Origin of the sequence: Streptomyces sp. NPDC017993 (genome assembly GCF_044328065.1) — a bacterium.
Classification (GTDB): domain Bacteria; phylum Actinomycetota; class Actinomycetes; order Streptomycetales; family Streptomycetaceae; genus Streptomyces.
Map to the genome: position 1 here is coordinate 47504 of NZ_JBIRGO010000029.1, position 22871 is coordinate 70374.

General features: G+C 69.2%; 24 protein-coding genes and 1 pseudogene. 14 read left to right on the forward strand and 11 right to left on the reverse strand.

From position 1 onward, the window contains the following. Positions 1-288: 288 nt before the first annotated feature. On the forward strand, positions 289-1050 hold the full coding sequence (locus ACH4FH_RS35230) for a GNAT family N-acetyltransferase (protein WP_398560035.1): 762 nt from the start codon (positions 289-291) through the stop codon (positions 1048-1050). Between the two features lie 233 nt (positions 1051-1283). Here the strand turns inward: ACH4FH_RS35230 and ACH4FH_RS35235 are convergent, their stop codons facing one another. The 6 genes from ACH4FH_RS35235 to ACH4FH_RS35260 form a co-directional block, all read right to left on the reverse strand. Beyond that, positions 1284-1481: a hypothetical protein gene (locus ACH4FH_RS35235; RefSeq protein WP_398560036.1), complete on the reverse strand. Its 198-nt coding sequence runs from the start codon at positions 1479-1481 to the stop codon at positions 1284-1286. Positions 1482-1833: 352 nt separating this feature from the next. Next, positions 1834-2997 (reverse strand): oxygenase MpaB family protein, encoded by a 1164-nt coding sequence (locus tag ACH4FH_RS35240; RefSeq protein WP_398560037.1) that lies wholly within the window; start codon positions 2995-2997, stop codon positions 1834-1836. Positions 2998-3023: 26 nt separating this feature from the next. After that, positions 3024-4076 (reverse strand): polyprenyl synthetase family protein, encoded by a 1053-nt coding sequence (locus ACH4FH_RS35245; protein ID WP_398560038.1) that lies wholly within the window; start codon positions 4074-4076, stop codon positions 3024-3026. Continuing rightward, complete coding sequence (locus ACH4FH_RS35250) at positions 4069-4308, reverse strand: polyprenyl synthetase (RefSeq protein ID WP_398560039.1); 240 nt, start codon at positions 4306-4308, stop codon at positions 4069-4071. The genes ACH4FH_RS35245 and ACH4FH_RS35250 overlap by 8 nt, the downstream gene beginning before the upstream one ends. 253 nt (positions 4309-4561) lie before the next feature. Beyond that, complete coding sequence (locus ACH4FH_RS35255) at positions 4562-4693, reverse strand: hypothetical protein (RefSeq protein ID WP_398560040.1); 132 nt, start codon at positions 4691-4693, stop codon at positions 4562-4564. Positions 4694-5371: 678 nt separating this feature from the next. Further along, on the reverse strand, positions 5372-6073 hold the full coding sequence (locus ACH4FH_RS35260; protein WP_398560041.1) for a 2-phosphosulfolactate phosphatase: 702 nt from the start codon (positions 6071-6073) through the stop codon (positions 5372-5374). Positions 6074-6397: 324 nt separating this feature from the next. On the opposite strand from ACH4FH_RS35260, the gene ACH4FH_RS35265 reads away from it, so the two are divergent. Together ACH4FH_RS35265 and ACH4FH_RS35270 are read left to right on the forward strand one after the other, a co-directional pair. Continuing rightward, a complete protein-coding gene (locus ACH4FH_RS35265) occupies positions 6398-7069 on the forward strand; it encodes a HEAT repeat domain-containing protein (protein WP_398560042.1) in 672 nt (223 codons plus the stop codon). 23 nt (positions 7070-7092) lie between these two features. Beyond that, on the forward strand, positions 7093-8097 hold the full coding sequence (locus ACH4FH_RS35270) for a MerR family transcriptional regulator (RefSeq protein ID WP_398560043.1): 1005 nt from the start codon (positions 7093-7095) through the stop codon (positions 8095-8097). A gap of 500 nt (positions 8098-8597) precedes the next feature. On the opposite strand, the gene ACH4FH_RS35275 is transcribed toward ACH4FH_RS35270, so the two are convergent. Continuing rightward, positions 8598-9278: a class I SAM-dependent methyltransferase gene (locus tag ACH4FH_RS35275; protein WP_398560044.1), complete on the reverse strand. Its 681-nt coding sequence runs from the start codon at positions 9276-9278 to the stop codon at positions 8598-8600. Between the two features lie 149 nt (positions 9279-9427). Here ACH4FH_RS35275 and ACH4FH_RS35280 point away from each other — a divergent pair, with 149 nt between their 5' ends. The 4 genes and pseudogenes from ACH4FH_RS35280 to ACH4FH_RS35295 all read left to right on the forward strand — a co-directional run. After that, positions 9428-9706: a DUF6233 domain-containing protein gene (locus ACH4FH_RS35280; RefSeq protein WP_398560045.1), complete on the forward strand. Its 279-nt coding sequence runs from the start codon at positions 9428-9430 to the stop codon at positions 9704-9706. 382 nt (positions 9707-10088) lie between these two features. Beyond that, on the forward strand, positions 10089-10814 hold the full coding sequence (locus tag ACH4FH_RS35285) for a dienelactone hydrolase family protein (RefSeq protein ID WP_398560046.1): 726 nt from the start codon (positions 10089-10091) through the stop codon (positions 10812-10814). Positions 10815-11333: 519 nt separating this feature from the next. Beyond that, the gene (locus ACH4FH_RS35290) at positions 11334-11699 is read left to right on the forward strand and encodes a DUF4333 domain-containing protein (RefSeq protein ID WP_398560047.1); all 366 of its coding nucleotides are present in this window, start codon (positions 11334-11336) and stop codon (positions 11697-11699) included. Next, positions 11672-11877: pseudogene (locus tag ACH4FH_RS35295) on the forward strand (IS5/IS1182 family transposase); the annotation flags it as partial. The gene ACH4FH_RS35290 and the pseudogene ACH4FH_RS35295, both read left to right, overlap by 28 nt. A gap of 114 nt (positions 11878-11991) precedes the next feature. On the opposite strand, the gene ACH4FH_RS35300 reads toward ACH4FH_RS35295, so the two are convergent. Both ACH4FH_RS35300 and ACH4FH_RS35305 read right to left on the reverse strand, forming a co-directional pair. After that, complete coding sequence (locus ACH4FH_RS35300) at positions 11992-12537, reverse strand: GNAT family N-acetyltransferase (RefSeq protein ID WP_398560048.1); 546 nt, start codon at positions 12535-12537, stop codon at positions 11992-11994. Positions 12538-13113: 576 nt separating this feature from the next. Next, positions 13114-14043, reverse strand: coding sequence for an EamA family transporter (locus ACH4FH_RS35305; RefSeq protein WP_398560049.1), 930 nt, complete (start codon positions 14041-14043; stop codon positions 13114-13116). Between the two features lie 83 nt (positions 14044-14126). Here ACH4FH_RS35305 and ACH4FH_RS35310 point away from each other — a divergent pair, with 83 nt between their 5' ends. The 3 genes from ACH4FH_RS35310 to ACH4FH_RS35320 all read left to right on the forward strand — a co-directional run bounded on the left by ACH4FH_RS35310 (position 14127) and on the right by ACH4FH_RS35320 (position 17738). Next, on the forward strand, positions 14127-15086 hold the full coding sequence (locus tag ACH4FH_RS35310; RefSeq protein ID WP_398560050.1) for a LysR family transcriptional regulator: 960 nt from the start codon (positions 14127-14129) through the stop codon (positions 15084-15086). Positions 15087-15513: 427 nt separating this feature from the next. Beyond that, positions 15514-16341 (forward strand): SDR family oxidoreductase, encoded by an 828-nt coding sequence (locus tag ACH4FH_RS35315; RefSeq protein ID WP_398560051.1) that lies wholly within the window; start codon positions 15514-15516, stop codon positions 16339-16341. 497 nt (positions 16342-16838) lie between these two features. Next, positions 16839-17738 (forward strand): phenylalanine 4-monooxygenase, encoded by a 900-nt coding sequence (locus ACH4FH_RS35320; RefSeq protein WP_398560052.1) that lies wholly within the window; start codon positions 16839-16841, stop codon positions 17736-17738. 131 nt (positions 17739-17869) lie between these two features. On the opposite strand, the gene ACH4FH_RS35325 is transcribed toward ACH4FH_RS35320, so the two are convergent. After that, on the reverse strand, positions 17870-18331 hold the full coding sequence (locus tag ACH4FH_RS35325) for a MarR family winged helix-turn-helix transcriptional regulator (protein WP_398560053.1): 462 nt from the start codon (positions 18329-18331) through the stop codon (positions 17870-17872). A gap of 101 nt (positions 18332-18432) precedes the next feature. On the opposite strand from ACH4FH_RS35325, the gene ACH4FH_RS35330 reads away from it, so the two are divergent. After that, the gene (locus tag ACH4FH_RS35330) at positions 18433-19287 is read left to right on the forward strand and encodes an SDR family oxidoreductase (protein ID WP_398560054.1); all 855 of its coding nucleotides are present in this window, start codon (positions 18433-18435) and stop codon (positions 19285-19287) included. A 272-nt stretch (positions 19288-19559) separates the two neighbouring features. Here ACH4FH_RS35330 and ACH4FH_RS35335 read toward each other — a convergent pair whose 3' ends face one another. Continuing rightward, complete coding sequence (locus ACH4FH_RS35335) at positions 19560-19910, reverse strand: hypothetical protein (RefSeq protein WP_398560055.1); 351 nt, start codon at positions 19908-19910, stop codon at positions 19560-19562. 656 nt (positions 19911-20566) lie between these two features. Here ACH4FH_RS35335 and ACH4FH_RS35340 point away from each other — a divergent pair. The 3 genes from ACH4FH_RS35340 to ACH4FH_RS35350 all read left to right on the forward strand — a co-directional run. Beyond that, complete coding sequence (locus tag ACH4FH_RS35340) at positions 20567-21157, forward strand: isochorismatase family protein (RefSeq protein ID WP_398560056.1); 591 nt, start codon at positions 20567-20569, stop codon at positions 21155-21157. Positions 21158-21645: 488 nt separating this feature from the next. Next, positions 21646-22389 carry a class I SAM-dependent methyltransferase gene (locus ACH4FH_RS35345; protein ID WP_398560057.1) on the forward strand — a complete coding sequence of 248 codons (744 nt, stop codon included), beginning with the start codon at positions 21646-21648 and terminating at the stop codon, positions 22387-22389. A 168-nt stretch (positions 22390-22557) separates the two neighbouring features. Continuing rightward, positions 22558-22871 (forward strand): transposase (locus ACH4FH_RS35350; protein ID WP_398560058.1); only part of this gene is annotated, 314 nt, incomplete at its 3' end.

Sequence of the window (22871 nt, forward strand, 5' to 3'; positions counted from 1 at the left end):
TGCCTCCTTCTGCCCAGGTGTGGGGGAATCGAGCCTCGACTCGCCCGCCGCCGCGGCAGTGGCTCGGCGGGTGACTCCATGGGTCCGCGACGCCATGGACATACGGCGCGCGGGCCCCGAATTTGCCCTCTGGCAGGGGCTCTGTGCCACAGTGGGTCGTCCGGTCGGCCGGAGCGCGCCGTGTGCGCAGCCGCTGCCGGGCTCCCCATATTCCAGACGGATGGTTCGAGTCGCGCCCCTGCGCGCGTCCGGCCGCCGCCCTCCCCCTTACGTCCCTTTCAGAGAGCGATGCAGGCAACGACTCTTGCCCCCAGGGCCGCAGACATGTTCCACCAGAACCTGGAGTTCCGGGCTGGTTCCGCCCTGCTGCGTTTCGGCGCGGCTCGGCAGCGTACGGCCGACCGGATCAGCTGGTCCGGAGACGGCGCCGCCGCCTGGCTCGACGACGCCCGCGGCCATGTGTGGAGCGTGGGCGAACCCGAGTCAGCCGCCGGCCTCGTTCTGCGTGCCGCCCATGGGCTGCCGGGCCAGGTGCGGGAGTTCACCGGTCCCCGAGGCACCGACGTGCTGACCGGCCGCCATCTGCCGGTGACCGATGCCGTCGAGTGGGTCTTCCGCTGGACGCTGGAGGAGCCGCCGCTCCAACGGGCCGAGGAGCGGGTGACCGAGCTGGACGAAAGTCGGCACGAAGAGCTGCGAGCCTTTCTCCACAACCACAGCCCGGGGCACTCGACCGGCCCCGGTTCCGCCGCGGTCAGCGTGTGGGCCGGAATCCGTGACGCCGACGGTCACCTGGTGGCCTGCGGTGCCCTGAGCAGCCTGCGGGACAGCGGCGCACCACTGATGGCCTCCGTGGCAACGGATGCCCGTCTGCGCGGCCAGGGGTTCGGTGCGGCGCTGACCTCGTGGCTCACCCGGTACGCCGTTCGCCGGTACGGGTTCTGCACGCTGTGGCAGCTCGCCGAAAACGCCCCGGCCGAACGGCTCTACACCCGACTCGGATACCGCAACGAGGACCCCTGCGTGGCCGCCCGAATCGGCACGCGCTGACGCTCCCCCCTCAGGGAGCCCACAGCGGCGCGCAGTGCGGGGCCGTGCGGGCCGGGTGAGGACGGCTGGGGTGGCTCCTCGGCGCGCTGGACCGTGACGTGGTCGAGCTTGTTGCCGGCGAGAAGGCGGGTCAACTCCAGGTGCCCGGTCCGCCACACGCGGTCCGGGTCGGCGCCGGTGGCCGGCAGCAGCCGTACGCGCAGTGTCGACGGGGCGGTCTGTTCGAGGCTGGATCAGCACCGGGTTGATGCGGAGGCGGCCGGCTCCTGCTCGGCGGTGAGCAGCATGATCGTCCTGGCGTAGCCGATCATGAAGGCGGGGCGGTAGTCGTTGAGCTCGGCCATCAACTGCGGCAACGGTGTGTGCACCGGGAACGCCCGCAGCAGCTTGCTGGCCCCCGCCCCCTTGGAGCGTGCGGGAGTACACGGCAAAGCCGACGTAGTGCCCACCGGTGGCCACGAGTTGGGCGAAGCGCCCGCCATGAACGGCTGCCCGGAGGGGGCGGGCAGAACCCAGCCACGAGGCGAGCGCGCGGGAGGTGAGTGCGGCGCCCACGTCCATGTACCGGTCGTCGAGGACGAAGAGGCAACACCGGCCGCTGGTGCCCCGAGGTGCTGGCCACCATGTGCTTCCCGAGGAACCGCTGTCCGGTCCGGCCGGGTTCGTCGCTGCAGGCGCGCACTCTCTCGTACGTGATGGCGCGGTCGGTCACCCAGTCGTCGAAGTTCCCCATCAGTCTCTTCTTGAAGAGGTGCGGCAACGTCGACTCAGAGACTGCGGTTCCTACCCGCTGACGGTTGCCGGGGGCGGGGTCCAGCGGCTCGTGGGCGGCACGGTGCTGCTGACGCCGAAGTCCTTCTTGAGCTCTTCAGGGATGGCGTAGTGCATGACGCGGCCTCGGGTGAGCGAGCTGAGTTCGAAGAGGGTGGTGAAGTGGCCGAGGCAGTCCAGGGCCCAAGCTCCGAAGGGGGATCTGTCCTCGATCGTCTCGAAGATATTGAGCAATGCGGGAGCGGCTTTGACGGCGGTGTCCCAGCGGGTGCGGGGTACTTGGAGCCAGTCGGCGCAGGTGTCACCGATGAGGTAGCGGATGAGAGCGCCGACGATGGGGTCGAACAAGGTGCCGGGGACGACTTCTTCGTAGAGGTCGATGAGTTGGCGGGTGAGCTGGGCGCCTTCCGCACTGGGCCCCATGTGGCGGGTCATGTACAGGTCGGAGAACTCACGGGCGGCTTGGAGGTCCTTGGGCACATGGTTCTGATCGATGCCGAGCATGGCACCGACGACCCGCCAGGCGTAGTAGTACGCCTCGGCGCCTTCGGTGCTCATGTGGATGCCGAGGCGGTGCAGGGCGTCCAGGACCTGGATGGAGAACATCATCTGACCGCCGATCATGTCCTCCTGGCAGATCGGTGTCCCCAGGCCGGCGGTGTCCCACTGGTTTTCGCGTGTGAGGTGGTGGCGGATGGAAGCGTGCAGCAGGCGGACCTTCTGGGCGGCGGGGATGAAACGGCTGCCGGCCTCGAACGCGTCGGGCTGCATGAGGTAGACGGTGAACTGCCCGGTCTCCGCCATCCGTTTGGACGGGTACTTCAGCGCATGGGTGGCCGACAGCAGCTTCGCGACGTGCGGCACGACATAGCAGGCGGGCATGGAGGCGAAGGACAAGGCGGTGGAGATGTGCACGTTGTTGTCGATGAAGAACAGCCGGGCCCGCTCCATCTCGTCCCAGTCCACCCAGGCAGGGGGAGCGCTCGTCTCGTGCAGGTACTCCCGGGCCACGTCCGGCAGGTCCTCGGGCAGTTCCTGGCCGTCGGTGGAGACGTAACGCATGAGGGTGTTGAATTTGCCCACCTCGCCGCGCTCGAACAGGGTTGCCACGGTCGCGTCGGCCAGCTCGTCGCCGGCCAGACGCAGTGCGCCCATGGATGCGTGAGTGTAGGTCATCGGTGTCGCTCCCAGGGATACGGCGGTCAGTGGTGGCGGGCGGTGGCGAACGTCGCCAGGCCGGACAGGGCACGGCGCGCTTCGGCGGTCAGGTCGGCATCGGCCAGGACCTCGTGCGCTTCACGCAGTCGGGCGGTGACCATGTCTTCGACGCGGGCGACGGCTCCGGTGCGGTGAGCGATCTCCCGCACCCGCTCCACCTGCTGCTCGCTCGGGTTCCCGTGCCCCAGCAGATGGCGCAGTTCGCGGCGCTCTCCCGGGGCGGCGGCCCGCAGGGTGTGGGCCATCAGGGCGGTGGGGCGGTTGCCGGCCAGGTCGTCGGCCGGGTTCTTTCCGGTGCGTGCCGGGTCACCGAACAAGCCCAGCAGGTCGTCGCGCAGTTGGAATGCCTCGCCCAGCGGCAGGCCATAGCCGCTGTAGGCCTCAAGCAACCTCGGTGGGGCGCCCGCCAGGAGCGCGCCGATGTGCAGGGGATGCTCGACGGTGTACTTGGCCGTCTTGTAGCGGATCACCTTCACCGAGGCCTCCGGGTCCGGTTCGCCGCCGGTGCGCAGGATCTCCAGGCACTCCCCCGCCACCAGTTCGCGGGCCAGCACTCCCCACAGGGGCCGAGCCCTGCTCAAGTAGGCGCTGGGCAGGCCGCAGGCGGTGAACAACTGGCCGGCCAGCGAAATCAGCAGATCGCCCGTCAGCATGGCCAGAGCCCGGGCACCGGCCTTGGGACGCGCGTGGCGGCAGAGCACGTCGCGCAAGGCGATGTGCGCGGTGGGCCGACCGTGCCGGATACGGCTGCGGTCGATCAGGTCGTCGTGGACGACGGCAGCCGCGTGCACCAGCTCGATCGCACTGGCGGCACGTACCAGCGCCTCGCTGTCGGGCTGGCCCGTCCCGCGCCAGCCCCAGTAACAAAACGCCGCCCGGAACCGTTTGCCCTGCTCCGTCGCCACACGTAACTGATCAGCAACCGGCGCCAGGCAAGGATCGATGTCCTCCAGCGCCTGCGCTTCAGCAGTGACGAACTCGTCGAGGACTTCATCAATGCGGCTTTTCAGTACGGCGTGCTCATCCAGTTCAGCCACCGCTGCTCTCCGCCTGGCTGCGAGCGGTGACAGTGCGGGCAAGCACCTCCATGTGAGCCGGCGGCGCGGCCGCATATCGGTCCAGGACCAAGCGGCCGCGCGCCTTGGTCTCCTCCTGGCCCTCAGCCAACAGATCCCCGAGGTCAGCTCGGCGCAGTAGGCCGCTTACTCCGCTCAGCGTGCTGCTCAGCCCCGACACGGCCAGATCGGCAAGGCCGGCTACCAGAGCCACGGCATCCCCGGTCAGGCCCGGTCCGCGGCCATCGTGATGTGTCACAGCGTGTCCCCCCTGCATGGCAAGTCCGCCCAGACTTAGGTCGGTTGGACCAGAGCAACTCAGGCGGCCTTCGGCGAAGTCCGATTCGAGTGTGACCGCCGAGCCATAGCCATGCGACCCCTATCCCCTATTGAGTGATCTTTCTATAAAGATCCCAGGATTTAGTACCAGACTGGGAACATGCAGAGCCTCAAAGGGAGTGGGCGGCTCAGCAGACCACCAGCCCGTTCAGGTTGTTCACCGCGTCCTTGCCCCGGCGGTCGCACCCACCAGCGCCCTTTCCGCAGCACGCCGCCAGCGCAACGTCGTGCTGCGCTCCGACGACATCGATCCCCTTCACAGCCCACCTCCTGGCGGTAAGGGCTCGCCCCTCCAAGTGGTGCTGCAGCGGGCTGAGTTCACCGTGGCTCGGCGGACCACCTGACGTGGAGCTGACGCGAGGCGGACCGGCCGGATATTGCTTCGGCGACGGTCCGCCGCGCCGCGTCCGGCGGCGATGGTAGACGGGTGGCTGCTTGATCTCCCGGCCAGCGGGGCGTCCGCGTCGAGCTCGTGGGAGACCTACGCGCAAGTCCGCAGGGAGTGGATAGAGCCCTGGCCGTACACGGAGTGGGCCTATTCGCCTCGCGGGAACGGCGGAAGGCCGGGCTCAGCCGGGACGCCGAGCACCGGGCCGCGGGCCGGTGAAGGACCGGTTCGCGGCGACGACGTGGGGCCGACACATGAGCATCCTGTCGTTCCCGAAGCTCAAACCACCCGCCTCAAAGCGCGGAACGCGAAGCTCAAGGAGCGGCTGGCCCAGTCGGGGCGGGCGATCGACGAGCTCAGGGGCTTCCGCAACCAGGCCCTGGCCCGCCTCGCCGCCCCAGGGCGAGGAAATCATTCGACTCCGCGAAGCCGCCGCCGGCAGTCGTATCAGCCGCCTGCCCCCGACCATCGTCATCGGGACACGCAGCTGATGCCGCATACCCGACCGGATGCCGGCTCTCGTATGGCGAGAGTTGGACGTCACCAGCGATCAGATCGAAGCCTCGTCGGTCAGCGAAGGCACGGCGCACGGACGGAGGACCATGAGCGAGTCTTCCAACGTCGCCACCATGGCAAAGGGGAACCGGTCGACCTCAAGACAGAGAGCGACGTCATCAGGATGGGCTCCTTGACGCACCCCCTCCGCCAGTTCGGCGGCGGCGCGCGACTCGGCAGCGCGGCGGAGGAACTCGGCAACATCCGCCCCAGCCTCGGTGACCCTCCGAGCGATGTATTGAGCACACGCCAGATCTTCATCGGCCTGCCCATCGTCGCCAGTGACCACGAACGTGACACTGTCACTCTTGCGTGTCCGCAAGAGCCGAGCCGTTGCCTCCGCCACCACGAAGCCGGCGCACAGCACCAGCGGCGCCTCCTTGACCGCAAGGGCCCCGACTGTCCCTGCCGTGGTTTTTTGCACAACAGTCCGTCCGCCAAGGTCAATAGACCGCATATGGCCCGGCGAGTTGACGGTGTCGAACCCGGGCGCGGGTGGGCCGTCCTTGAGCGCCACCCAATCCGGGTGACGAGCTTTGAGCGCCAGAGCGTCGTCCAGCGACTCAGCAAGAACGATCTTTTCCGCCCCCTGGGCAAAGGCCCAGGCAGCCACGGTGAAAGCACGCATGACGTCGACCACGACCGCCACGGACGGGGCTTCGACCAGATCGGCGATGCCAAGGAAACGAGCGTCCATCCGGTCATGATCGCGCATGCCCGACCCGAGGCACCCATCGAGTGATACGCATCACATCGATGGTCTCGGAAGGCAACACCTCCGGTTCCCCGCGACGCGAAAGCAGTGCGCAACGACACGCCTGCTCAATCGCCACATGAAATCACCCGGCCACGGCCTCTGCGGGCCCAAGCCACGCCTCACTCACTCACCTGGGCGAGCAGGGCGCGCCCCTGCTGACGCTGATGGCCAAGTCCCGCAAGGCAGCAGGCGCTCGGCGAGCGGGCCCTGTTTGACCTTGACACGGTGACAAGGTCTTCACTGCTCGCCAAGGAGGTGGTCTCGATGACAATCACGAGACAGGACACGGATGCGATACGAGCGCTCCAGGGGTTGGAGGACGCCCGTTCGTCCGTACGACTGCGGGCCGCTCTGGCGGTCGGCACGACGCCTGACCCGCGCTTCGTCGACAAACTCATCGAGCGATGCGCGATCGAGCCCGAGTTTTTCGTCCGCGACATGCTCACCTGGGCGCTCACCCGCCACCCGGTGTCCATGACGCTTCCCGGGCTGCTCCGCGAAGTCCGCGCGGAGCGTGCGCAGGCACGGAGCCAGGCGCTGCACACGCTGTCCAAGATCGGGGACCGGCAGGCGTGGCCGGCGATCACACGGGCGCTCCTGTCCGACGCCGACGACGAGGTGGCGCGGAGCGCCTGGAGGGCAGCGGTCCTGCTCGTGCCGGAAGGCGAGGAGCCCGCGTTGGCCACGGTGTTGGCGACGCAGCTCGGGCGCGGTGGGCGGGAGACGCAGCTGAGTCTCAGCCGGGCGCTGGTCGCGCTGGGTGAAGCGATTGTGCCTGCGCTGCTTGCCGGGACGACGGCGCCTGACCCGCGCATGCGCGCGCACGCGCTCGCCACACAACGCCTGCTGCGCGACCCGGACGCCGGATTCGAGTTCGCGATCGAGGAGGCCAAGCGCGCCGTGGTCCTCGGCGGGTCCGGCCAGGAGGGACGATAGGACGTCAGGAGGGACGGTGGGACGTGTTGATCGGTGAAGTGGCGCGACGGTCCGGGGTCAGCGCCCGCATGCTCCGGCATTACGAGTCGCTCGGTCTGGTGCGTCCTGCGGGCCGTACGGGCTCCGGCTATCGGGAGTACTCCGGGGAGGACATCCAGCGGATCTTCCATATCGAGAGCCTGCGGGCGCTGGGGCTGTCGCTGCGTGAGATCGGACGCTCGCTCGACGATCCCAGCTTCACGCCCTCGGCGCTCGTCGACGACCTCATGCGTCAGACGCGCGAACGCATCGCCGCGGAGACCGAGCTGCTCACGCGGCTGCGTCGGATCCGTGCCGCGGACCCCGCCGGCTGGGAGGACGTCCTCCAGGTCGTTACGCTCCTCCAAGCCCTGGGATCGAAGAGCGCCGACGTGCGCCAGCGCGCGGCCCTCTCCTCGGCCGACGAGGTTCCGGTGCCGGTGGAGGCCCTGGTCGAGGCGGCACTCAGCGAGACGGAGCCGAACGTCGCCGGGGCCCTTCGATGGGCGCTGGCGCGGTCGGGCGAGGGCGGCCAGGCGCTGCTGGTGGAAGGCCTCGGCTCACCGGTGGCCGAGGTGCGGGAACGCGCCGTTCAGTCCCTCGCCGAGATGCCCGGTGGTGCGGCGACCGCGCGGCTGCGGGATGCCCTCGCGAGCCCGGACGTCGTGGTCCGCGGGTATGCGGCTTTGGCGCTCGGGACGCGTGGGGTGGCCGATGCGGTCCCAGTACTCGTCGAGATGATCGTGGAGGGAAGAAACGACACCGATGCAGCCGATGCACTCAGCGTGTTGGCGAGCGACTCCGTGACGGCGGATCAGATCGCGACCAGGCTCGTCGACCGCCTCGCCCACGACACCACCAAAGCGCCTGGGCGCGGGCGGCTGACCCAGGCGCTGGCGGACATCCCGGGGACGACGGCGTCATGCGCACTCGTGGAGCTGTCGCATGACGCGGACCGTGCCGTTGCGCTGACTGCGACGTACCTTCTCCAGCTACGAGACGCACGGTGACTAATCTCCCCCGGGATGCCGCGTACGCAACCCGCAGGGCGGAGGGCTCCCGGACCTACCGCAAAGGGGAAGCGGATCCCCTGGCACGGTTCCCGCAGCACTACCCGACGTCGCGGCGGACAACGAGGTCACGGTCGTCCACTTCAGGTTGCCGTCCCAGCGCCATGGCAACGGGACGTCGTCATCTCAGCACACCTCAACTGACGTTCAAAGAGCACCCACCGCACGGCCCAACCCCGAAATGGCCGGTCAACAGGCCCCATCCCCCCCTCTGGCGGGCCAGGTCAAGGGGGCTGAATACCGTCCCGGTTCTCGGTAGCTCCCAGAGCTCGGAGCGGGGCAGGGCAGGGCGCCGAGCGAACTCATTGGCACCCGAGCCGGGACGCCTGTGTGGTTTCGGAGTAGCGAGAACGCCCTTGATTTATGAGAGGCAAAGTCCGTTGCCAGTGGCTCGGTCATCGGGTTTGCCCGGCTGCCTCGCTTGTTGGGAGTGGCGGGGCTCAGCGCAACCGGCGTGCGCGCAGCACCAGGTCGTCGGTGTGGTGCGCGCCGGCGCCGCCGTCGGGGGCCACGCGTGGCCGCTGCTCGTCCACCTCCACCTCCCAGTCGTCGTTGAACAGAGCGGCGACCATCGAGGGCCAGACGTAGTCAGCCGGGTCGAATTCGCTGTCGTGCGCATGTTGGGTGTCCATCCCCGCGTGGTGTACGAGCAGCAGGACGCCGCCGGGCGCGACGGCCGCGAGCAGCGCTCGCTCGGCTGCGGCGTCGGGGGTGCGCAGAAGTGCTGGGTACTGCGCGGAGACCAGGTCGAATGAGGCCGGCGGGAACACCGCCTCCGTCAGCTCGGCGTGTACCCAGCGAACGGTGAGGCCGGCATCCCGCGCGTGCCCGGCCGCCCGCTCCAGCGCCACGCCCGAGACCTCGAGCGCGGTCACGTCCCAGCCGCCGCGCGCGAGCCAGACGGCGTCGGCGCCTTCGCCGCAGCCGACGTCGAGCGCCCGCCCGGGTGTGAGCCCGGCGACCTCGGCCACGAGCGCACCGTTGGGCCGGCCGCTCCACAGCTGTTGTCGGTCGGCGTATCGGTTGTCCCACTCCGCCCGCACCGCGGGGTCTCCGGCGTATCCGTCGGCAGCCGAGGGAGTGTCGGAGGCGGGCGATCCTGGTGTCATGTTGTCGGTCACGGACCCACCGTTGCCCATCGCGTCCCGGACACGCCACTCCTGTTGCCGGTCCGGCAAAATGACGCCCAGGGCGAGGGATCGCCGGGCGTGGTCGTCCCCAGAACCAATGACCTCCGGATCTGCCGCGCCTGCAAGCGATCGAGGCGTCCATGCTGATTCAACTCGACGGCGTGCGCCGGGATATCGCTGAGGTCGAGGAGTGGCAGGCGCCAAGAAGGTCACAGCGCGGTCGGCGACTCAGCCGGCGTTCCGCCCTCCAGGCGGACATCGGGGCAGACCCCTCGCCGGCCGCCGTCGATGTCGGGGCGTACCCGGTCGGCGGACGGCGCCTGCGCCGCATTACCCGGGAGGAGGCGGTCGAAGCCCTGGCCAGCGGGGTTGAGTCGTGCCTGATGTGCCCACCGGCCCGGGAACTGCGAGCCGGGTGAGCAGGCCGCTAAGGAATGCGGCCGAGCCTCACTTCATCGGTGTAACCGGGCGAGGCTTCGCGCAGCCGCAGGCGCCAGAATCCTTTCACCATCGCCAGCCCACGGGTTCAGGCGACCAGGGCTACCACTCGGCGTTGAGCCCTTGGACTCGCTCTCGGGGACGTGTGGCTCTGCGGCGGGTTGTTGTACGACTCGGAGCAGAACTGCTGATGCGGGGGTTCCCCGAACTGTAGTAGTGCCGCTGGGCAGAAGTACTGGCGCGGGAACGGGGCTTGTGACGGATCTTGCGAGCCATCGCCGCATTTAAGAGGCACACCCGCGCTGTTCTGCCAGCGGTGAACGCCGGCCCGACCGGGCTCGACGATCCCTACAGTCCAGACTCATGACGCCGGTTACCACGCGCACGGTCGAGTACCCGGCCGACGGCCTGACGATGATCGGGCACCTCGCTCTCCCGGCCGGTGTCGGCCGCCGGCCCGCGGTCCTGGTCGGGCCCGAGGGGCCGGGGCTGAACGACTTCCAGCGTCGCCGGGCAGACACCCTGGCTGAGCTGGGGTACGTAGCACTGGCCCTCGACATCAACGGCGGGCGCTGGTTCACCGACCCCGAGGAGATGCTGGCGCGCACTACCCCCCTCCTCGCCGACCCCGACCGGATGCGGGGCATCGGCCACGCTGCGCTCGACGTGTTGCGCGCCGAGCCGCGGACCGACCCCGACCGGATCGCCGCCGTCGGCTACGGCACCGGGGGCGCCATCGTGCTGGAACTCGGGCGCGACGGCGTCAACCTGCGCGCGATCGGGACAGTCAACGCAACTACCACGGGCCGACCGGGCGAGGCGTCGCGCATTCACTGCCCGGTGTGGGCCGGGTCGGGTCGGAGTGCCCAATCATGCCGCCCGCGCAACGGGACGCGTTCACCGGCGAGATGCAGGCCGCAGGCGTCGACTGGCGCCTCACGGTCTACCCGCGGAGCCTTGCACGCCTTCCACCACCCACCGGTCGACCAGACCGTGCCCCCCGGCGTCGGCTACCACCCACGGCACGCACAGCCAGCCTGGCGCGACATCGTCGGCCTGCTCTCCGAGTGCCTGCCCGTAACGGAGTGAGCTGGTCGGCAACCGCGATTCCGGGCCGTGAACCCGGCCTGAAGTCTGCCGACCCGTCAGGTCGGTGCAGTGGGTATGGTGGGCTTGGTCGGTTGCTGGTCATGAGTGGGGGCTGCTCCGCAGGCTGGCCGGCTTGGTGCGGGACACCCGGACCCACGCAGTCACGGCCACGGTGACCGCGGCCGACGCCTCACATGCTCCGACGGTGTCCGTCAGGTCCACTCACCGCGGAACCGGCCCCTCGTGAAGCGCCTGGCGCTCGGTGGCAGCGCAAGGGCCCCGGCGGCCGCGGGAGTTGCTGCCGACACTTCCTTCTGTCCATCAACCGCGCACTGTTGAGCAGTTGGGCCTGGCCGTGGACAGGCCCGGAGCCGACCGCAGCGCCCGAGATTCTGTACCGCTCCCAGGCCCCTGAGCTACCCGCCGTGCTCATGCCAGAGGGCCCCGTCATGCGCGACGCGGCCGGCCAGTATGCTTCCGGCGTCCTTCCTTCCTTGATCATCTGAACCGGAGTCCACCATGCCCATAACTCGGTTGTCCGCAGCAGCTTCAATCGCCTCAGCCCTAGCTGCCGGCGTGATGCTTGTCGGCTGCTCGGTCTCTGCTTCGACTCACGGGGCGGAGTCCACGCCCAAACTGTCTGCGGACAAGCTGGCCACCACAGTCGCCAAGAAGCTCGCCGCCACAACGGGCCAGCCGACGCCACACATCACATGCCCCAAGGACCTGGTCGGCAAGGTGGGCACCACCACCCGGTGCAAGCTCACGGCAGATGACGGCAGCACCTTGGGTGTGTCGGTCACTGTGTCCTCGGTCGATGGATCCCAGATCAATTTCAACGTCAAGGCCGACGACACGCCTACCCCAGCGCGGCCCGCGAACTGAGACCTGAAGGCCGCCGCCGAGCAGCCGGGCTTCCTCCAGTGCCAAGCGGCGTCCGCGCTGGCGGTCGCCCGCCCCCTTGGACGCCGAGGCATGCAACCAGCGCAACGCGGTCGAGCGATGCATCAACCGGCTCAAGGTGCGCGGACTGGCCATGCGAACGGACCAGCTCGCCACCGCTTAGCAGGCCGCACTCCACCTCGCCGCCATCCTCATCTGGACTCGTGGATGGCCGAAAGGACAAGCCTCGGGGCCTGGTGAGCCGGTGCTTGTAACTCTCGGGATGCCCCAGAAATCAGAGGGAATCGAGGAGCATCAAGACCTCGTCACGGGTGTCGTCGGGCGCTAGGCGGAGAGCCCCCGGCCAGCGGCCGGCCTCACGCCAACCGAGCCGGCTGTAGAAGTCCTCCAGTCCCTCTTCTCCCCTGGCCGCGAGATGGAGCTGTTCGAGCCCCAGTTCGTCCCGGGCGATCTTCCGCAGCTCTCCCATGAGAGCGGATCCGACACCACGGCCACGGAATTCGGGATGGGTCTGAAGGTGGTGGACCGTACCCCAGTGCCCGACGAGCCGAGAGGGATCACGCTTGAGGACAACCCATCCGGCAAGAGCGTCGTCGAATCTGGCGGTTATGAGTCGGCTGCACTGCGGGGCGAGATGTCCGAGGAGCTTGTCCGTGACCGGCGCGACGTGCTCGTCCTGGACGGGTGGGAACGGGAACCCGGCGGCGCCGCCCGAGTTCGTGACCGCGATCCAGCAGCCGATCAGCTGTCGTCGGAGTTCAGGAGCGACCTCCTGGACGTCGGTGATCTGGGCGAGGTCGGGCATGCTCTCTGACGTCATGAGAAGGAGCCTCTCAGGGGCCTCTGACATCGCGAGGGGCAGGCGTGCGAGGCCGGCGGCTGGACTTACCCGCGTAGCGCTCCAGTCCCCGACACGACGGCTTGACATTGCGTGCACCGCACCTGGCGACGCCAATTGCTCAACTCATCAAGGAGACACGCCGTAGGCCGTTCCGACGGGTCGTGGAAGCGCACGGCTCAAACGTTCGCGGCTGGTCCGCTCGCTGAAGCGGCACCCCGCAGCGAAGTATCCGAACCCTGACCACTCCCTTGCCTCGCGCAGGGCCGACCGTCTCTGCTGACCTAGCTGGACGGACACGACGGCGAGCCGGATTGCGGGCAGCGGGCGAAACTGCTGCGCCGACTCGTGGATGCCATCCGCTATGACTCCCCCTGCCTCGCACAGGATGCCGAGGAACGAGCTGCCGACGCGCGCGCCAGAGCCGAAGGCCGGGCTGCCGAGTGCGGCGGCCCGAAGCGCACCGCGTGGCGTGAACCTGGCCAGGCACCCGGCCGGAGCCGCCCCGATCAGGGCGACGATCGCCGGTTGGTGATGTCGGCCTCCGCGGCCTGCGGTTCAGTTCGTTGATGCGCTCACCGTGGGGGACGTCAAAGGGTTGTGAGTTCCGGGGGACGCCGGGGTGGGGCGGGCGCCGGTGCGGGTCGAGCCGATGCCGGCGATCACGACGAGGGCGACGCCGGCCGCGGGTGCGAGGCCGGGTATCTGGCCGAGCACCAGCAGGCCGGCGAAGAGTGCGATGGCCGGTTCCAGGCTCATCAGGGTGCCGAAGGCGGAGGTTGTCAGGCGGCGCAGGGCGAGGAATTCGAGGATGAAGGGCAGCACGGCGCTCAGGGCGGCCAGCCCCAGCATGGCGCCCAGCAGCTTCCAGGTGACGTGTACCAGGTCGGAGGGTGCTGCGGCGAGGAGGCCGATGAGGCCGGCGACAGGCATGGAGATGGCAAGTCCGTTGAGGCCGGTCACGGAGTCACCCACGTGTTGGGTCAGCAGGATGTAGGCCGCCCAGCAGGCCGCGGCGGCCAGTGCGAAGCCCGCACCGGCCGGGTTGATGCCGCCGTGCCAGGGTTCGGTCAGTGCTACGACGCCGAGGGCGGCCATGGCCGTCCAGCGTTTACGACCGCGGCCTGGGCCGTAGAGGGATACGGCCAGCGGGCCGAGGAATTCCAGCGCGCTTGCGGTGCCGAGCGGCAGCCGGGTCGCGGCGAGCATGAAGAACACCATCATGCCCGCGCTGACCGAGCCCAGCATGGTGCACGCCCACAGGTCGCGGCCGGTGAAGTCGCGCAGTCGGGGCCGCACCAGGACCAGCAGGAGCACACCGGCCCACGCCAGACGCAGCCCTGTCGTGCCCAGGGCTCCGAGCTGGTCGACCAGCGGCACCGACAGTGCCAGCCCGAGCTGGATGGTGGACATGGAGGCCACGGCCATCAGCGCTCCGGACGTGGACGGGGGCAGGCGCAGCCGTGTGCGGTGTTCCAGCAAGCTCATGGACCTAGTGGACGGGCTTCAAACCGTTCGTGTCCACGTGCCGATCGCGAACAGTTCGTTCATGAATCATGAATAATCCTGGGATGGAGACACGACGACTGCGGATGCTGGTGGAGTTGTCCCGGCTGGGGTCCATGCGGGCGGTGGCCGACATGCTGGGCACGACCACCTCGACGGTCTCGCAGCAGATCGCCGCCCTGGCGGACGAGATGGGCACCGCATTGATCGAGCCGCACGGGCGCCAGGTCCGGCTGACGCCCGCAGGCCGCCGGCTGGCCGAGCACGCGGTGACGATCCTCGCCGCCGTCGAGGCGGCGCGCCACGACCTCGCCCCGGGCGGCGAGCCCAACGGCACCCTGCGCGTCGCGGGCTTCGCCACCGCCATCCGCGCCCACCTGCTGCCCGTCGTCACCGCCCTGACCACCAGCCACCCCCACCTCCATGTCCTGATCCGCGAACATGAACCCGCCGAGGCACTGCAGCTCCTGGCCGAGGACGCCACGGATCTGGCCTTGACCTACGACTACAACCTGGCGCCCGCGACCGAGGACCCGGCGGTGCGCGCCACTGCCCTGTGGACCGCACGCTGGGGCCTGGGCGTCCCCGCGCAGGCCGGCGGCCGGGAGGGGACAACGCTTGAGGTCTTCGCCCAGTTCGCCGGGCACGACTGGATCGTCAACTCCCGCAACACCGCGGACGAGACCGTCATCCGCACCCTTGCCTCCATGGCAGGCTTCACTCCGCGCATCACCCACCAGGCCGACAGCCTCGACCTCGTGCAAGGCATGATCACCGCCGGGCTCGGCGTGGGCCTGCTCCCCCTCGGAACCGTTACGTTCCCCGCCGTGCGGCTCCTCTCGCTCACCGCCCCCGACGTCGAACTGCGCGCCTACGCCGTCGCCCGCCACGGCCGCCTGTACTGGCCTCCCCTCGCCCTGGTCACCGAACTCCTCCTCAGGCGGTCCGCGACCGGGCGAGACCGCGACCGGCCTGCCGGCCCGGACGCCGACGCCGCCGCCAGCTGCCGTGATCAACAGGACTGAGACTGCACAACGCGCGTCGGGCATCCACGGGACGACTCAGGAGTTGGCGCCGGCCGGCCAGGAACGCGAACACCCCCAGCCGAAGCCAGGGTGCCCTCCGTCGGGGCTGTCGCGGCTGCAGCGCTTCACGGCTTCTCGCCGGCGTCCTCGCTCGGGCGGATCGCGTAACAGAGCGTCAGCTAAAAGTGCTCTCTCTCGATACGGCGAAGCCTGGCTGCAGGCAACCCTGACCCCGACTCCGACGCCCACCCGAGGCTCCTTGGGCGGGCCCCCGGGCCCGTGAGGCAGTCCCTAGTTGGCCCACGGAGGGGTGACTGCAGTCGGGGACGGTAGGGGACGCGAACGGCCAAGAGCCTGTCTCCTGTCTCATCGCTGCGGAACGGCTTGAGATCGTGCATGAGAAGGTCTGGCGGGAGGACGTCGCGTCATGAAGGTCCTGATCATCGGCGGCAGCGGGTTTTTGGGCACTGAGCTGGTCCGCCAGGCGTCAGCGGCGGGGCACGCGACGGCCGCGACCTTTGCGACCAGGCCCGGCAGCATCCCGGAGGTCACGTGGTACGCACTCGACCTGCGGGACGCCGAGCGCGTCGAAGCAGTCGTGGCCGAGGTCGCCCCGCGCCTCATCGTCAACGCGAGCAGCGTCAAGTCGGACTGGGCGGTCACGGCCGAGGGTCCTGTCCGCCTGGCCATGGCCGCGGCTAAGTACGGGTGCCGCCTGGTCCATGTATCCAGCGACGCGGTGTTCTCCGGGACCCGTGTCCACTACGACGAGACCTGCTTCCCCGACCCTGTCACCCCCTATGGCGCGGCGAAAGCCGCAGCGGAGACCGGCGTCCGCCTCCTGGCCCCGGACGCCGTTATCGCCCGCACCTCACTGATCATCGGCGACTGCCGTTCCGTGCATGTACGCGCTGTGCACGACCTCGTGGCCGGCGCCCGGGCCGGAGTCCTGTTCACCGACGACATCCGCTGCCCGGTGCATGTCGCCGACCTGGCCGGTGCCCTCTTGGAGCTCGCGTCCTCCGATGCACAGGGCGTGCACCATCTCGCGGGAGCCGACGCCGTCAGTCGTCACGAACTCGGCGTCCTCATCGCCCGGCGCGACGGGCTCGATGCCAACTTGCTCCCCACGGGCCTGCGGACCGACAGCGCGCTTCCGGGAGCGCTCGATGTCCGCCTCGACAGCCGCGCAACCCAGCGCCGGCTGCACACGTCATTGCGCGGCGCCCGCCAGTTCCTCGCCCCATGGCGCTGAGCTCCTCCTGGGCGGCGCGTTCGTCCCCCGCCCCAACTTGACTGACTGCTCAACCTCGCTGATCGGTACTACGCCCGGGCTGCGTCGGCTGCTCGGGCAGTGAGACGGCGAGTGAGGGCAAGGAAGGGCCGTGAAGAAGCAACTGCCCTGCATCGCCGCTGAGGTCACCGAAAGTCTCTTGGTCACGTTGGTGCACCCTTGGCTGGGCCTACCGAAGGAACCAGAGCCCATCTGTCTGGCGTGGCCCGCCCACAGCTGAGCACGAGCGGGCCCATAGTCCCGAGGGTGGCCATCATTACGGCGTAATGGTCGGTAGCCCTCAAGGCTTGCTCCACACCGCGCCGGCATCCCCGGGGCCTGGCCCCGCACTCCACCGGCTCACGCAGCGCCGTCGGCCCTCGCCGCGTAATTCCTTGATGCACGCCCGAGTGAGGGCGCGCGTGTGGTCCGTCCGACGGGCCAGGCGACGGTCCACGATTCTGTTCATGATCGATTGGATGAGTCTGACCCCGCTGAACACGGACGGGACCACGATGGGCCGAGCCGAGGAGCATCCCGGATTCGCGGATCCGGACTACGTGCGCCGCAGGAATCTGATCGCCGACCGGGCCGAGGGCCGCCAGGTGGGCGAGCCGTCACCCGAGGTCCACTACACCGAGGCCGAGCATGCCACCTGGCGCGCCGTGCACAAGGCGCTGTGGCGAGCCCAGGACCACTGGGCCTGCAGAGAGGTGCTGCGGGCCCGGGAGCTCGCCCCAATCCCTGCCGAGGGTGTCCCGCAGCATGAGGAGGTCTCCGACCGGCTTGAAGCGCTGACGGGCTTCCGGTTCACGCCGGCGGGTGGGATCGTGCCGAACAAGCGCTTCCTGGGTGCGATGGCCGAGGGGTACTTCCACGCTGTTCAGTACGTGCGGCATCCCGCGATGCCCCTGTACACGCCGGAGCCGGATGTCCTGCACGACGTCTTCGGGCACGGCATCCATCTCGCGGATCCGTTCTTCGCCGACCTGTACCGCACGGTGGGCCGGGCCGCGGCCCGGGTGGATACGGCAGACGCGCTGGATCTCATCAGCCGCGTGTACTGGTTCACCCTCGAGTACGGCGTCACCCTCGAACAGCGGCGGCCAAGAGCGTACGGGGCCGCGCTGCTGTCCTCCTTCGGCGAGCTCGGGCGATTCGCCCATGCTGACCTGAGGCCGTTTGACCTTGCCGACCTGGTCCGGCTGCCGTATCAGGTCGCCGGCTACCAGCCTGTCGTCTTCACGGTCAGCTCCCTGCCCCACCTCGCTGAGCTCCTCCATGGATTCCTCGACGACTTCGACGAAACCACCCGGGATCGCTACCGCCTTCCCGTCCTCTCCGAACGCGGCTTCATGGGCCGTCCCGTCGGCAGATGACGACGAGCGGCCGCCACGCCCTCCGACCACAACACGCGCTGATCTTCGCAGCGGCCGGACCACGCCGCACCCCCGACCTGGACTGCAACGGCTCGGGCCGGCCAAGTGGCGCCCGGATCCGAGCGGGGCACCTACGCGTCTTTGTTGGCCTTGAGCTTTTTCCACACCGTGCTGAGTGCCTGCAGGTCGTCCTGGTCGAGGAGATCGGTGAAGACGGGGGCGAGGCATTCGCGGCGGGTGGCATCGGCCGCCTCGAAGAGCCGGTGGCCCTCCGGAGTGAGAGAGACCTCGACGGAGCGGGCGTCGCTGGGCGAGGGGGTGCGGGTGACCAGCCCGCGGCTCTGGAGGGCGTCGACGACGCGCGAGACCTGGCTGCGGCTGAGCATGGTGCTGTTGCCCAGGACCGAGGCCGGAACGGGGTCGGGGCTCGAGGCCAGCCAGAGCAGGACCTCGAACCAGGAGACCGGAAGGTCGTGCGCCTTGCTCAGGGCGCGGTCCACGCGGTCCGTCATCACGGTCCCGGCCCAGACCAGCCCGTAGAAGGCATGGTCGGCCACCGGCATCTCCGCCTGTGTGAGCTTCTTCTTCGGCATGTCATCAGCTTAGCGGTTGCGTGTACGCACACATAAACACTATGGTGTGTGTACACGCACTTAAACGTGCCGACATCCCTGCGCTACGGAAGGCCTCCCCCATGTCTACGTCCTCCCAGTCCCCCAAGGTCGTCCTCATCACCGGCACCTCCTCCGGCATCGGCCTCGCCGCCGCCGTCTCCGCCGCACGCGCCGGCTGGACGACGATCGCCACGCTGCGTGACCTCAGCCGCTCCGACGCCCTGCGCAAGGCCGCCGCTGAGGCGGGCGTGGAGCTCGACATCCGCCGGCTCGACGTCACCGACGAGGCTTCGATCACGTCCGCGATCGACGGCGTGCTCGCCGACTACGGACACCTGGACGCCGTCGTCAACAACGCGGGCGCCGGACACCTCGGCACCCTGGAGAACGAGCCCGTGGCCGAGGTCCGCAAGGTCATGGAGGTCAACTTCTTCGGCGTGCTCAACGTCTCGAAGGCGACCATGCCGCACCTGCGCACCTCCGGCGGCCGCCTGATCACCGTCACCAGCGTCGGCGGCGTCATCGGACAGCCCTTCAACGAGGCCTACTGCGCGGCCAAGTTCGCCGTCGAGGGATACATGGAGAGCCTGGCCCCCGTGGCCGCGGCTCACGGCGTGTCCGTCTCCGTGATCGAACCCGGCGCCGTGGCGACCGAGTTCGTCGCCAACGCCGGCGTCGACCTGGAAGAGGCCGTCGCCGATGCCGGGCCGTACGCACCCCAGCTCAACGCCTACCTGAACCGCATGACCTCCCAGTTCCTCGACGGCGCGCAGACCGCCGAGGGCGCCGCCGAGTCGGTGATGGAGGCGCTGACCGCGGACGAACCGGCCTTCCGCCTCCAGACCTCCGACTGGGCCCGAGGCTTCGTGGGCACCAAGCTCACCGACCTGGACGGCTCCGCGGTCCTCGGCCTCACCAACGACTGGGTTGCCTGACCCCGCCCACCCGGGGTCTGTTGATTTGCTGCGTTCTCGGTGGCGGCGATCATCTGGCACGGAAGGCGGTGCGCCGTCGCCGGGTCGGCTGCACGCTGGTCAAGGACATCCAGCTGGTCGCGGAGGCTGGCTAGAGCCCCGGGACGGGGCGCAACGCCGCCTCGACAAAGGCGCAGGGCAGGACGTGGCAGACGATATGCGGGGGGCCAGGCCGGCAGCGGCCTGCCTTGCGGGACGCTGGACCTGAGGCGGAATGAGCCCCTTCCTGGCTCTTAGTGGCGCACCGCGGTCAAGCACAGCGTGGTGTCGCCCTGCCGGCCGCCCCGCTCGGTGTACTCGTCGAACTCCGGTGGGCATTTCCCGTAGCGGGTGGCGCTGAACCTGACCTTGTAGTCGGCTTTGGTGTCGCTGCAGGGGATGGTGAAGAGGACCGGCTTCGCGTGCGTGCCGCGGTTTTCCAGACAGTCCCCAGCGACCGCGTATCGGGCGACTTCCGAAGGGGGCTTGCCGTCATCGGTCACCACGGTCAGCACCCAAAGCCCCGCGAAGACCACGATCACGATGCCGAGCGCGATGAGCGGCCGGAGCCAGGGGCGTCGGGGAGGCCCCGTCGGCGTGAACATCGGAACGCCTGACTGCTGGACCGGCGAAGGCCCGTATACAGGCTGCTGACCGTAGGGGAACGGGCCACTGGCAGGCGGCCCATAAGGGGCCGGGCCAGTGGGGCCTGTGGGTGGCCCGTACGGGGCCGGGCCGGGCTGCTGGCCGAAGGGTGTCGGCCCTTGCGGTGGCGGTGGCGGTGAGTACGCGGACATAGGATCCCCCGTTGTGATGCGGTTGGCCTGACGTGCCAGACCGAGCTCGATCACCAGGCTATGAGGCCCCGAACCGCAGCCCCACACTGGGCCGCTATCTGGCCAGACAGGCCATTGCTCCTCTCCTGGATTTCCCTTTCAGCCCAGAGACCACCAATCGTCTGCGCGGGTTCAGGGCCGGGTGCTCCGCTCCGCCCGAACCCACCCGAACCGCGGGCTCCAAGCCAGTGATCAGCAACGGGAACGACCACCAAGTCATCATCATCGAGGGCTGCCCAGTGCCCAAGGGAGGAGCGTGACGTGCACCAGGGCCGGCCACGCAGGGGGCGGCCCCTCTCGGTGCGAATCGTTCCTGCGGTGACTGTCCTCGGCCGAGCGGGTGAGCCTCGCCCGTTATGCCCTCGACGGGCGTGAGCCGGCCGGTAAAACACCGGAGGACGGTTCCCTACCGAAGGATGTTCGTGATGAGCCGAGGCTTGATCGTCGTGGATGTGCAGAACGACTTCTGCGAAGGGGGCAGTGTCCCCGTCGCGGGTGGTGCGCGGATCGCGGCGGCGATCGCCGATCTGGTCGAGCGGAGCGCGGGTGGTGACTACCAGTACATCGTCGCCACCCGGGACCACCACATCGACCCGGGAGGTCACTTCTCCGAGACCCCCGACTTCCAGGACAGTTTCCCCGTCCATTGCGTGGCCGGAGGCGAGGGCAGCGAATTCCACCCCGGATTCGCCACCGCCATCAACGGCGGCAAGGTCGACGCCGTCTTCTTCAAGGGCGCGCACAGCGCCTCCAAGAGCGGCTTCGAAGGTGCCGACGAACAGGGCACCGCCCTGGCTGACTGGCTGCGTGCCCGAGGAGTCGAGGACGTCGACGTGGTGGGCATCGCCACGGACCACTGTGTCCGGGCGACCGCGCTGGATGCCGTCACGGCGGGATTCCGGGCTCGCGTACGCCTCGACTACTCGGTAGGCGTCGCACCCCACACCACCACCGCGGCCCTTGAGGACTTCCAACAGGCAGGCGTCGCTGTATCCGGCGCCGCGCCTGCGCAGTAGTTCCCGCCACCGCGCGGGGTTTGGCCTGCACCGTTCTGCGCTCCGTCAGCGGAGTCGGGCGTGGAGCGGCAGCAGGCGTCGCATTTGCCAGGGTGCGGCGGCGGAGTCTGAGGCTGGGGCACCTCAGGCGACTCGCTGTCGCCTGCGAGGACACCGGCGTGGAGCACGAGCAGGCGGAGCCGCCCCCTCACCCAGACGTGTGCAGATGCCGCCGGACACGGCCACTGCCGCGATGGCGACGCCCCGTGCGCCTGATCCCCCGCCACAGCACAGCTCCGCGCGCCGCCCCTCCAGCAACTGCTCGCCTCAGCACGACTGCCCATCAAGCCTGATCGTTGACCGATAGCCGGGACGATGCCCGGATCTTTGTGGCTTCTGCCAGTACGACAGTCTGCCCGGGCCCGTAGAGACTGCCAGCCAGAAGCCGCGGCGCGCCCGGGGGACGGGGGCCGTGGCCAAGGACATGTCGAAACGGGGAGGACACCACGATGAGCGCGGAGCAGCAGTACGACGAGATCGGTGAGGCGTTCGAGGGGTTCAAGGCCCTGCCGTTGGAGCAGTACGCAGTGGTGCCCGGCTTCCTGGCCATGGTCGGGGACGTGCGCGGCAAGTCGGTCCTCGACCTGGCCTCCGGCACCGGCTTCTACAGCAGGGAGTTCAAGCGGCGCGGCGCCGCGGAGGTGCTCGGAATCGACATCTCCGGTGAAATGGTCGCCGTGGCACAGCAGTTGGAGGAGCGCAGTCCACTGGGTGTGCGCTACGAGGTGGGCGATGTGACCGAACTGCCGCCCGTCGAGCGGCGCTTCGACGTCGCCTTGGCGGTCCAGCTGCTCAGCTACGCGGAGGACATCGCCACCGCGGAGCAGATGTGCCGCAGCGCGCACCAGAGCTTGAAGCCCGGCGGCGAGTTCTTCGTGCTGAACCAGTCGCCCGACTTCCGATTCGACGGGCCGCCCCCGGACAGGTACGGCTTCCGCAGCGAGCTCACCGGCGAGGAGGCCGAGACCGGGCCGCAAGTCCGGATCACGGCGCTGCTCGATCCGCCGATCTCGTTCGTCGCCAACCGCCCGCGCCGCGAGGTCTACGAGAAGTGTCTGCGGGCAGCGGGATTCAGCGAGGTGACCTGGGTCCAGCTGACGGTGTCGGAGGCCGGCGTACGCGAGTTCGGTGCGGACTTCTGGGCGGACTTCCACGCCAACCCTCCGCTGGAAATGCTGCGTTGCCGCGCCTGACGACCGACCAGACATCCCGACGGCCCAAAGTCTGAAGCTCGCCCGAACAGGGAGCCGAGTCACAGGCCACAGCCACATCCCCGAGCCCGCGGGAGCCTCAGAGCGTTCGGGCGCGTTTGGGATGCTTAGACGTCGTTTCTTATGGCGTGTTGGCTCGTTGAGCGGTGCATGACGGATCTGGTTGAGCGGTTGGTGCCGGATGAGTTGTGGGTGCTGTTTCGTCGGGTGGTGCCGCCGACGGTCGTGCAGCGTCCGCAGGGTGGTGGCCGTGCTCGGGCGGGTGACCGTGAAGTGCTGGCGGCGATCCTGTTCGTGGCGACTACAGGCTGCACATGGCGACAGTTGCCGCCGGTGTTCGGGCCGGCCTGGCCCACGGTCTACCGGCGCTTCGCGCAATGGAGCCGGGAGCGTGTGTGGGCCCGCCTTCACCGCGTCGTCCTGGATGAGCTCGGCGCTCAGGGCGAACTGGACTGGTCTCGGTG